This window comes from Mesorhizobium sp. M0058, from assembly GCF_040323095.1.
GTDB lineage: Bacteria > Pseudomonadota > Alphaproteobacteria > Rhizobiales > Rhizobiaceae > Mesorhizobium.
Genome location: NZ_JAMYUQ010000022.1, coordinates 78,354 through 87,994, shown reverse-complemented (window position 1 = coordinate 87,994; position 9,641 = coordinate 78,354). Strand labels below are relative to the sequence as shown.

Annotated in this window: 7 protein-coding genes; 2 read left to right on the top strand and 5 right to left on the bottom strand. The window is 63.4% G+C overall.

The features are described 5' to 3' along the window. Nucleotides 1-116 precede the first annotated feature (116 nt). Entirely contained in the window at nt 117-1,001 is an 885-nt protein-coding gene (mmsB, locus tag NKJ75_RS29030; RefSeq protein WP_023688136.1) for a 3-hydroxyisobutyrate dehydrogenase, read from the top strand. A gap of 425 nt (nt 1,002-1,426) precedes the next feature. Here mmsB and NKJ75_RS29025 read toward each other — a convergent pair whose 3' ends face one another. The 5 genes from NKJ75_RS29025 to NKJ75_RS29005 all read right to left on the bottom strand — a co-directional run bounded on the left by NKJ75_RS29025 (nt 1,427) and on the right by NKJ75_RS29005 (nt 7,642). Beyond that, a complete protein-coding gene (locus NKJ75_RS29025) occupies nt 1,427-2,806 on the bottom strand; it encodes an aspartate aminotransferase family protein (protein WP_023670423.1) in 1,380 nt (459 codons plus the stop codon). Between the two features lie 52 nt (nt 2,807-2,858). Continuing rightward, nucleotides 2,859-2,981 carry a hypothetical protein gene (locus NKJ75_RS29020; protein WP_023670422.1) on the bottom strand — a complete coding sequence of 41 codons (123 nt, stop codon included), beginning with the start codon at nt 2,979-2,981 and terminating at the stop codon, nt 2,859-2,861. A 32-nt stretch (nt 2,982-3,013) separates the two neighbouring features. After that, nucleotides 3,014-5,083 carry a prolyl oligopeptidase family serine peptidase gene (locus NKJ75_RS29015; protein WP_023833832.1) on the bottom strand — a complete coding sequence of 690 codons (2,070 nt, stop codon included), beginning with the start codon at nt 5,081-5,083 and terminating at the stop codon, nt 3,014-3,016. 97 nt (nt 5,084-5,180) lie between these two features. Then, entirely contained in the window at nt 5,181-6,338 is a 1,158-nt protein-coding gene (locus tag NKJ75_RS29010; RefSeq protein WP_352500492.1) for an MFS transporter, read from the bottom strand. Nucleotides 6,339-6,466: 128 nt separating this feature from the next. After that, complete coding sequence (locus NKJ75_RS29005) at nt 6,467-7,642, bottom strand: MFS transporter (protein WP_023825767.1); 1,176 nt, start codon at nt 7,640-7,642, stop codon at nt 6,467-6,469. Nucleotides 7,643-7,914: 272 nt separating this feature from the next. Here NKJ75_RS29005 and NKJ75_RS29000 point away from each other — a divergent pair, with 272 nt between their 5' ends. Then, entirely contained in the window at nt 7,915-9,492 is a 1,578-nt protein-coding gene (locus NKJ75_RS29000) for a trimethylamine methyltransferase family protein (RefSeq protein WP_023714360.1), read from the top strand. The last annotated feature ends 149 nt before the right edge of the window (nt 9,493-9,641 follow it).

Sequence of the window (9,641 nt, the reverse complement as noted above, 5' to 3'; positions counted from 1 at the left end):
CGCATACTGGCTACTCCATATTTCCTACTTCCTAGTTCCTTCTTCCTACTCCCTACTGCCTACTGCCTACTGCCTACTGCCTACTGCCTACTGCCTACTCATCATGGAGCACCACTATGACCACTGTCGCCTTCATCGGCTTGGGTAATATGGGCAATCCTATGGCCGCCAATCTGGTCAAGGCGGGTCATACGGTACATGGCTTCGACCTGATGCCGGAGAACCTGACCGTCGCGCGCGAGCATGGTGTCACCGTCATGGCTAATGCTGTTGCCGCGGTGAAGGACGTCGATGTCGTGATCACCATGCTTCCCGCCGGCAAGCACGTGCTCTCGGTCTACGAGGACATCGCACCCAAGGCCAAACCAGGCGCCCTGTTCATTGATTCCTCGACCATCGATGTCGAGTCGGCCCGCAAGGCGCATGCCGTAGCAAGGAAGCACGGGCTGCATTCGATCGACGCCCCCGTCTCCGGCGGCACCGGCGGTGCTGCTGCGGGAACGCTGACCTTCATGGCCGGCGGCGCCAAGGATGCCTTCGCCAAGGCCGAACCGGTCCTGAAGCCGATGGCAGGCCGCATCGTCCATTGCGGTGACGACGGCGCCGGTCAGGCAGCCAAAATCTGCAATAACATGATGCTCGGCATTTCGATGATCGGCGTCGCAGAGGCCTTCGTGCTGGCCGAAAAGCTCGGCCTCTCGCATCAGGCCCTGTTCGACGTTGCCTCGACCTCGTCGGGCCAGTGCTGGTCGCTGACCACCTATTGCCCGGTGCCGGGTCCCGTGCCGGCCTCACCCGCCAACCGCGACTACAAACCGGGCTTTGCCGCAGCACTCATGCTGAAGGACCTGAAACTGGCGCAGGAGGCGGCCCAAAGCGCCGGCGCGGTGACGCCAATGGGGGCCGAAGCGGCCCAGCTTTATGCGCTGTTCAACGCCCAGGGAAATGGCGGATCGGATTTTTCCGGCATCATAAATTTCCTTCGCGGCAGTTCTCTATAAGTTTCGAATTTGGCAGCGCTTTTCTCGATTTTTATTGCGCGGAAAAATTGCAAATTTAGATTTGCTTAAGCTCTCGATAACCCGGCGGTAACGATGTGCCTATATAACGGATGGCGAGGCGGACATATCGCATCCGCCCGGCGCTCCGGATCAGGTCTCGCGTACCGGAGCCCGTAAGTTTCGCAAGTGTATTGTTGGCGAAATGCCATGCGTATCTGGCAAAGCCGCGTTCCTATGGAGCGCGGTTTTTGCGTTTTGCAGTACTATACTGCTCGGTCTGAATTATTATTCCGATTGCAGCGTTCGGAATTGCCTCATGGCCTTTATTGACCAGCACGATCGGTGCGCTGACCCCGTCGACCCTGACGATAAGCAGGCGTACAGTCCGGGCGCCCTGTTTGCAAGGCGCCCGGCGCTCGTTCCATCTACTTCTTGCGCAAATCCGCTTGCGCCAGATCCAGCGCTTTGGCGATGCGATCGCAAGCCATGTCGATCGTCGCGCGGGTCCAGATCAGCGGCGGCGACAGGATCATCGTGTCGCCGGTGGCGCGCAGCATAAGGCCTTGCGCGATGGCGTGGTCGCGGACGGTGACGGCGGCACTGCCCGCCGGCAGGAACCGCTCCTTGGTCGCCTTGTCCTTGACGATCTCGATCGCGCCCATCAGCCCGATCGATCGCACCTCGCCGACCAGTTCGTGGCCGGCAATGCGCTCTTGCAGCGCCTGGGCGAAGTAAGGTCCGGTGTCGTTCCTGACCCTGTCGACCAGGCCTTCGCGCTCCATGATCTCGAGATTCTTCAGCGCCACCGCGCAGGCCACCGGGTGACCCGAATAGGTATAGCCGTGGTAGAATTCGCCGCCCTTTTCGACCAGCGTCGCCGCGATACGGTCGCCGACCAGCAGCGCCGACAGCGGCTGATAGCCCGAGGTCAGTGCCTTGGCCGTGGTGATGGTGTCAGCCTCGACGCCGAAGGTCTGCGCCGCAAACCATTCGCCGGTGCGGCCATAGCCGGTGATGACCTCGTCCAGCATCAAAAGCACATCGTATTTGCGGCAGATGCGCTGCACTTCCGGCCAATAGCTCATCGGCGGTATTTTCACCCCGCCCGCGCCCATCACCGGCTCGCCGATGAAGGCCGCCACCTTGTCGGCACCGGCTTCGAGGATGGCGTCCTCGACGGCCTTGGCCGCGCGCAGGCCGAAATCATGGTCGCTTTCGCCGGGCAGCGCCAACTCATAAGCATAGGGCATCATGACATGGACGATGTTGGGAACCGCCCCGCCGAGCTGCTTGTGCATCAAATCCATGCCGCCCAGCGACGTCCCGGCGACGGTCGAGCCGTGATAGGCCGACTTGCGCGAGATGATGCGGTTCTTCTCCGGCTTGCCTTCCAGCACCCAATAGTGGCGCACGAGCCGCAGCGCCGTGTCGTTGGCCTCCGAGCCGGAGGAGCCGTAGAAAACCTGGCTGATGCCCTTGGGCGCCAGCTCGGCCAGCTTCTTCGACAGCAGCACGGGCGTCGGCGTCGAGCATTTGAAGAAGGAATTGTAGTAGGGCAATTCCTTCATCTGCGCGTAAGCGGCGTCGGCCAGCTCGTCGCGGCCATAGCCGACATTGACGCACCACAGCCCGGCCATGCCGTCGAGTATTTCGGTGCCGTCGGCATCGTAGATGAACGGGCCGTTGGCGTGGGTGATGATGCGCGAGCCGGTCTCGCGCAATTCCTTGTGGTCGGTGAAGGGATGCAGATGATGCGCGGCGTCAATCTGCTGAAGCTGCTTCAGCGAATAGTTCTGGTAAGTCATGGGTTTGCTCTTTCCTCTGGAATCAAACCGGCAAGCTGCCGGGGCGACTTCGTCAGAGGACGGCGGGCGGCGAATAGCCGATGCGAGCGCACAGCCTGAGCAGTTCGGCGCGCAGCGTGCGCGGCGACGGTGTCACCGCGACCCCGAAGGCGCCGGATGTGCTCATGTAGACCATGGCGGCAGTCTATGCCGCCCGAGGCCCGAAATTCAAGCGGTGCCGCTCGATACCCTTTGCAGGAACACGTATTTCATGGCGGTTTGCGCCGCTTGCGGCCGGCGGTCGCCGCGCCCGCCATGGCCGCCTTCCGTCTCCTCGAAGAACAACGTCTTGCCGTGACCTGCTTCCTGCAGCTTCGCCGCCATCTTGCGGGCATGGCCGGGATGGACGCGGTCGTCGGCGGTTGATGTCGTGAGCAGCACCGGGGGATAGACGGCATCGGCCGAGACATGATGGTACGGCGAATAGGCGGCGAGCCACTTGGCTTCTTCCGGTTTTGCCGGATCGCCATATTCGCCGATCCACGAGGCGCCTGGCGGCAGTTCGGTGTAGCGCAGCATGTCGAGCAGCGGCACCTCGATGATGACGGCGCCGAACAGTTCGGGATGCTGCGTCAGGGAAACGCCGGTAAGCAGGCCGCCATTCGAGCCGCCCTGGATGCCGAGGGAAGCAGCCGTGGCGATGCCGCGCCTGACGACGTCCTGCGCCACCGCGGCGAAATCGTCGAAGGCAGTCTGGCGATTGCCCTTCAGCGCCGCCTGGTGCCAGGCCGGCCCAAACTCACCGCCACCGCGGATGCAGGCCTGCACATAGGCATTGCCCTTCTCCAGCCACAGCCTGCCGCGCACGCCGGCATAGCCGGGCAGCAGCGGTATTTCGAAGCCGCCATAACCATAGAGAAGCGTCGGTACCGGACCCTTCTGGTCGCGCCGCCTGACGACGAAATACGGGATCATGGTGCCGTCCTTCGAGCGCGCCTCGAACTGTTCGGAGACCAGCGGCGCGGCGTCGAACCGCGCCGGCTGCGATTTCACGGTGGCCAGCGTCACCCCGTCATCGTCCGACCAGATGATCGAACTCGGCGTCAGGAAATCGGTGAAGGAGAAGGAGACGCTGGAACCGAAATGCTCGGCATGCGCGATGCCGACATTGCCGTTCTCGGGCAGCGCCACCGGCTTCAGCGACCAGCGGTCGCCGCTGCGCTCGGCGATAACGACCTTGCCGCGCACATTGTCCATCAGATTGATGAACAGCCGGTCCTGAGTGCGGGCAATGCCGGCGACCGAAACACGGTGCGCTGGCGCGAGCATGGTTTCAACAGGGCCCAGGTCGCCGGTGTCGATCCAGTGTTCGAAATCGAAGGAATAGAGGGCGTCCGGCAAGCACTCAGTGCCGCCCGGCGCCGTCCATGGGCTGCGCACCCCGAACACGAACCGGCCCTTGAACAGCGCGGTGTCGGTGACATCGTCCGGCAGCGGGATGCGCCGGTTTTCGCCCGACGGCAGGCGCAGAAAACTGTGCGAGGAGAAGAAGGCGATCGTGCGGGCCAGAAACAAATACTGCCTGTCGCCATCATGCTCGACCCCCGCGCCGGCCGCGAGATCCTGCTTCTCGGCCTCGAAGATCGGCGTCGCCTCCTCCAACCGGGTGCCGCGCTTCCACAGCTTGACGACGCGCGGATAACCGGACTGGGTCTTGTCGTCTTCATTGAAGGCAGCCGAGACAATGACCGTGTCCCTGTCCAGCCAGGAAAAGCCGGATTTCGAGGCGGGAGCGCGGAAGCCGCCCTCGATGAAGGATTTGGTCTCGATGTCGAATTCGCGCATCTCGCTGGCATCGCCGCCATCCGGCGACATCGCCACCAGGCAAAGGTTGAAATCGGGGTAAAGGCGGCTGGCGCCGCTGAACACCCACTTCACCCCCTCCTTGGCCGACAGCACGTCGAAGTCGATGATCGTCTCCCACACGGGCTTTTCGGTCTTGTAGGAGGCGACCGTCGTGCGGCGCCAGAGGCCGAGCACATTGGTCTTGTCCTGCCAGAAATTATAGACTTGGCCGTTGAGCGCGGCGCCCACAGCGATGTTGTCTTCGGCCGTCATCAGGTCGAGCGCCGTCTCGAAGGCCGCCTGGTAGGACGGATCGCCCTGTAGTTCGGCCACGGTGATCTCGTTCTGGCGATGCACCCAGTCGAGCGATTCCTTGCTGGTCCGGTCCTCCAACCAGAGGAACTTGTCCTCCACGGTGGCATCCGTCTGGCGTTTTGTCGTCGATTGGGTCACGCATGGTCTCCAGGCTAGTGGCGGGCAGCCCTGCCTACATCGCGTTGCAAGCGGTTTTATTCAAGATGGTACGTCAGGTCATCGGGGGAATGCGGCCTCAAACCATCCGCCGGCGCAGGACCGTGGCCACAGCCAGTGCCAGACAAATCGTGCCCAGCGTGATCGGCAGGCCGGAGGCGCCGATCACATCCATGACGCCACCCGCCAGCGGCGGCACCACGATGCCGCCGACGCCCCACATCAGGGAGAAGGCGGCATTGCCGGCGACCAGCGCCGAGCCGGTAAAGCGGTCGCCGAGCTCGATGATCGACATGGTGTAGATGCCATAGGAGACCGCGCCCCAGATAAAGACGCAAGGCCAGATCAGCGGCGTCTCGATGAGCAGCGGCAACAGGGCGCAGCCCAGCACCGTCACCACGACGCAGATGAATCGCACCAGCCGCGCCGTCAGCCGTTCCGCCAGCAAGCCGAGCGGCACCTGCATGGCGATGTTGCCGGCGATCATCACCGACAGCAGCGCCGACATGCGCGCTTCCGCGATGCCATAGTGCGTGCCGTAGACCGGCAGCAGCGCCAGCACGCCCTGTTCGAAACCGGCGGCAACGACCACCGCCGACAGCAGTAGCGATGCCAGTGGCACGAAGCCCATGACCGAAACCCTGTGCCCGGCTTCGTCGACCTTCGGCAGTCGCGGCAGCACCAGCGCCAGGCAGGCGCCGCAGAAGATGAAGGCGGCGATCCCCACCAGGAATGGCGGCCATCCCACGGTGCCGACAGCGAGCAGGCAGAGCGGCCCGGCAGCGAAGCCGGCCGAGATGATGGTTGAATAGACACCCATGACGCGACCGCGGCGCGATGGCGGCGCCAGTGCAATGACCCAGATTTCGCTCAAGACATAGAGCGGATTGGTCACCACCCCGATCAAGAAGCGCAGAGGAAACCACAGATAGACATTCTGCGTCCAGCCGATCAGCGCAAGCACAATAGCCGAAAGCGCCGCGCAGGTAAGCGCGGTGCGCCCTGCCCCGAACCGGCGCGCCAGTGCCGGGATCAGCGGCGACGAGACAATGAAGCCGATCGGCGTCATTGCCGCCGAGAGCCCGATGATGGCCGGCGAAACGCCTTGGCGTTGCAGGATGAAGCTCAGCAGCGGATAGGACAGGCCTTGCGCGATGGCGAACACCGAGACGGTCGCGATCACGCCGCTGATCGCCGCCCACTGCATCTTCTCGTTGTCAGCTTCCGCCAGGTTCATCATTGGCACCTAAACCAGGTTCAGGACTAGCTTTTCTGTCCGACGCGGGTAAGCCCCGCCCCGCGAAAAACCGTTTGCTCCAGACAAGGCCTGTCATGAGTTTGGGCCTGTCAGGAGTTTTTGGGCCGTCAGGAGTTTTGGCGCTTGAACGATCGATAGAGCGCGAAGCTCACCAGCAGCGCGTCGAGTCCGGCGATCACCACCGGCAGACCGAGCGGACCGATGATCTGCATCAAGGCACCGGCGCCAGGCGGGCCGACAATGCCGCCGGCGCCCCACATCAATGCGAAGGCGGCGTTGCCGGCGACCAGCACGGTTCCCCTGAAGCGGCTGCCGAGTTCCACCAGCGCCATGGTGTAGACGCCGTAGCCGACAGCGCCCATGACGAGAAGGACGAGCCAGATCGCCGGCGTCGTGATCAGCAACGGCAGCAAAACCGCGCAGGTCGTTGTCGCCAACGCACAGAAGATGATCATCGCCCGCCCGCCGAAACGCTCGGCCAGCAGGCCGAGCGGGATTTGCAGGAAGATGTTTCCCAGCGACAGTGCCATCACCAGGGCCGCCAGCGTCCTTTCGGGCAGGCCATAGGCGGCACCGAAGACCGGCATCAAAGCGTAGGTGCCCTGCTGGACCGCCGCCGAAACCAGCACGGCAAACAACAGCGCCGGCGCCAGCCTGGCGAAACCGAAAAAGCCGCCGGGCAATTGGCCGTCATCCTCGAAGCCGGCGAGGCTTGACGAAACAGCACGAAGGATCGCGGCGCACAGGATGAAGCCGGCCATGCCGACCAGGAAAGGAACCCAGCCCGATATCCCAACCGCGGTCAGGACCAAAGGCCCCGCAGCATAGCCAGCGCCCAGCACGGTGTTGAATGCCCCCATCACCCTGCCGCGGCGCGACGGCGGCGCCAGCGACAGCGCCCATACTTCGCCCAGTATATAGAGCGGGTTGATGACGATACCGATGATGAAGCGGATGACGAACCAGCCCACCCAGTCCTGCAGGTAGCCGATGCCGAGGAAGCACAGCGCCCCAATCAATGAGCAACCCACAGCCAGGTTGCGCGCGCCGACCAGCCGAACGGCTGCCGGCACGAACGAGGCCGAAAGGATCAGGCCAAGCGGCATCATCGCTGCCGACAAGCCGATCAGCGCCGGCGACATGCCTTGCTTCTGCATCAGCAGCGTAAACAGCGGCGAGCTCAGCCCTTGCGCCGCACCGAACATCGCGAGGGCGGCAGTTACGCCGGCAAGCGCCGCCCATTGCGTCCCCGCTTCGCCATCGCTCGAACCGGTCGCAGCCATGATGCCTTCCACATGAATTGCCGGCCCGATCCAGCGGCAAACCATTGAGCTAGCGGTTCGATTTAGGGAAAGGAAGGGCCGCGCCTGAAATCCCCTTGCGCCAAGAGCCGCAGTGGGCGCGTCCTGTCCGCCAATCCCCGGCAAGGTTGTCAGCTATCGGACTGCCGTTCGGGCATGTCGCTTCCCTCGTCCTAGTGGTCGCCGCCTCCGCAATGGCCGGACAGCCGCCGGTCCATTATGCCGCCCGCTACCAGCATCGTACGAGGACCATCATGACCGCCGCCCTGCATCCAGCCGAACCGCCTTTGGCAGCCGACCGTGCCCGTCGCGGTGGCCGTGCGGGCAAGCGCGCCGGCGGCTCGGCCGCCTTCGAACAGCCGGCTTTTCGACAACTGAGAAATCCGCTGACGCCGACCAAGCTGATCTCGGACGACGAGCTGGAATCGATCCACCTCGCCTCGCTGCGCGTCTTGAGGGAAATAGGCGTCGACGTGCTGCATGACGAAGCGCGCCGCATCATGAAGGAAAATGGCGCTGATGTCCGCGAGGGCAGCGAGCGCGTGCGCTTCGACAGCGACATGATCCTCGATCTCATCTCCAACTGCCCGTCGGAATTCACGCTCCATGCCCGCAACCCGGCGCACAATGTGCGCTTCGGCGGCAACAATGTGATCCTGTCGATGATGGCGTCGGCACCGAACTGCTCCGACCTCGATCGCGGCCGCCGTCCGGGCAACCAGCAGGACTACCGCAACTTCCTGCGCCTGGCGCAGATGCACAACATCCTGAACTGCACCGGCGGTTATCCAGTCGAGCCGACCGACATCCATCCTTCCGTGCGCCACCTCGAATGCATCCGCGACCTCGCCACGCTGACCGACAAGGTGTTCCACATCTATTCGCTCGGCAAGGAGCGCAATGTCGACGGCATCGAGATCGCCAGGATCGCCCGCGGCATCAGCCATGAGCAGATGCTCGAAGAGCCGTCCGTCTTCACCATCATCAACACCAATTCGCCGCTGAAACTGGATGTGCCGATGATGGAAGGCATCATCCAGATGTCGAGCAAGGGTCAGGTCGTCGTCATCACGCCCTTCACCCTGTCCGGCGCGATGGCGCCGGTGACCATCGCCGGTGCGCTGGTGCAGCAAAATGCCGAGGCGCTGTCCGGCATCGCCTTTGCCCAGATGGTGAGAAAGGGCGCGCCGGTTGGCTATGGCGGCTTCACCTCGAATGTCGACATGAAGTCAGGCTCGCCGGCCTTCGGCACGCCTGAATATATGAAGGCGCAGCTTGTCGGCGGCCAGCTTGCCCGCCGTTACAAGATCCCCTACCGCACCTCCAATACCTGCGCCGCCAACACGGTCGACGCGCAGGCAGCCTATGAAAGCGTGTTCTCGCTGTGGGGCGCCATCCAGGGCGGCGGCAATCTGATGATGCACGGCGCCGGCTGGCTCGAAGGCGGCCTGCGCTGTTCCTACGAGAAGACCATCCTGGACATCGACCTGTTGCAGATGGTGGCCGAGTTCCTCACCCCGCTCGACCTGTCCGACGAAGCGCTCGGCTTCGACGCCATCCAGTCGGTCGGCCCCGGCGGCCATTTCTTCGGCACCCAGCACACGCAGGACCGCTACAAGACAGCCTTCTACTCGCCTATCCTCTCCGACTGGCGCAATTTCGAGACCTGGGCCGAAGCCGGATCGCCGACCGCGCTGGAAAAGGCCAACAAGGTCTGGAAGGAGCGGCTGGCATCCTACGAGGAACCCTATATGGACCCGGCGATCCGTGAAGAGCTCAACGACTTCGTCGAAAAGCGCACGTCCGAAGGCGGCGCGCCGACCGATTTTTGATCAATGTTGTTGATGAACTGATCATTCGTATGGATCTGATGAACAGTCGACCCCCACGCCCACGCGCTGCGCCCGACACCTCTCCCCCGATCGACGGGGGAGAGGAAAGGCGCGAAGTTATGCGGGCTGGCTCCCTTCCTCTCCCTCCG

What these genes read in the sequence shown, in the direction of transcription:
- mmsB (WP_023688136.1), top strand. Translation starts at nt 117, where the DNA reads ATGACCACTGTCGCCTTCATCGGCTTGGGTAATATGGGCAATCCTATG.
- NKJ75_RS29025 (WP_023670423.1), bottom strand. Translation starts at nt 2,806, where the DNA reads ATGACTTACCAGAACTATTCGCTGAAGCAGCTTCAGCAGATTGACGCC.
- NKJ75_RS29010 (WP_352500492.1), bottom strand. Translation starts at nt 6,338, where the DNA reads ATGAACCTGGCGGAAGCTGACAACGAGAAGATGCAGTGGGCGGCGATC.
- NKJ75_RS29005 (WP_023825767.1), bottom strand. Translation starts at nt 7,642, where the DNA reads ATGGCTGCGACCGGTTCGAGCGATGGCGAAGCGGGGACGCAATGGGCG.
- NKJ75_RS29020 (WP_023670422.1), bottom strand. Translation starts at nt 2,981, where the DNA reads ATGGTCTACATGAGCACATCCGGCGCCTTCGGGGTCGCGGTGACACCG.
- NKJ75_RS29000 (WP_023714360.1), top strand. Translation starts at nt 7,915, where the DNA reads ATGACCGCCGCCCTGCATCCAGCCGAACCGCCTTTGGCAGCCGACCGT.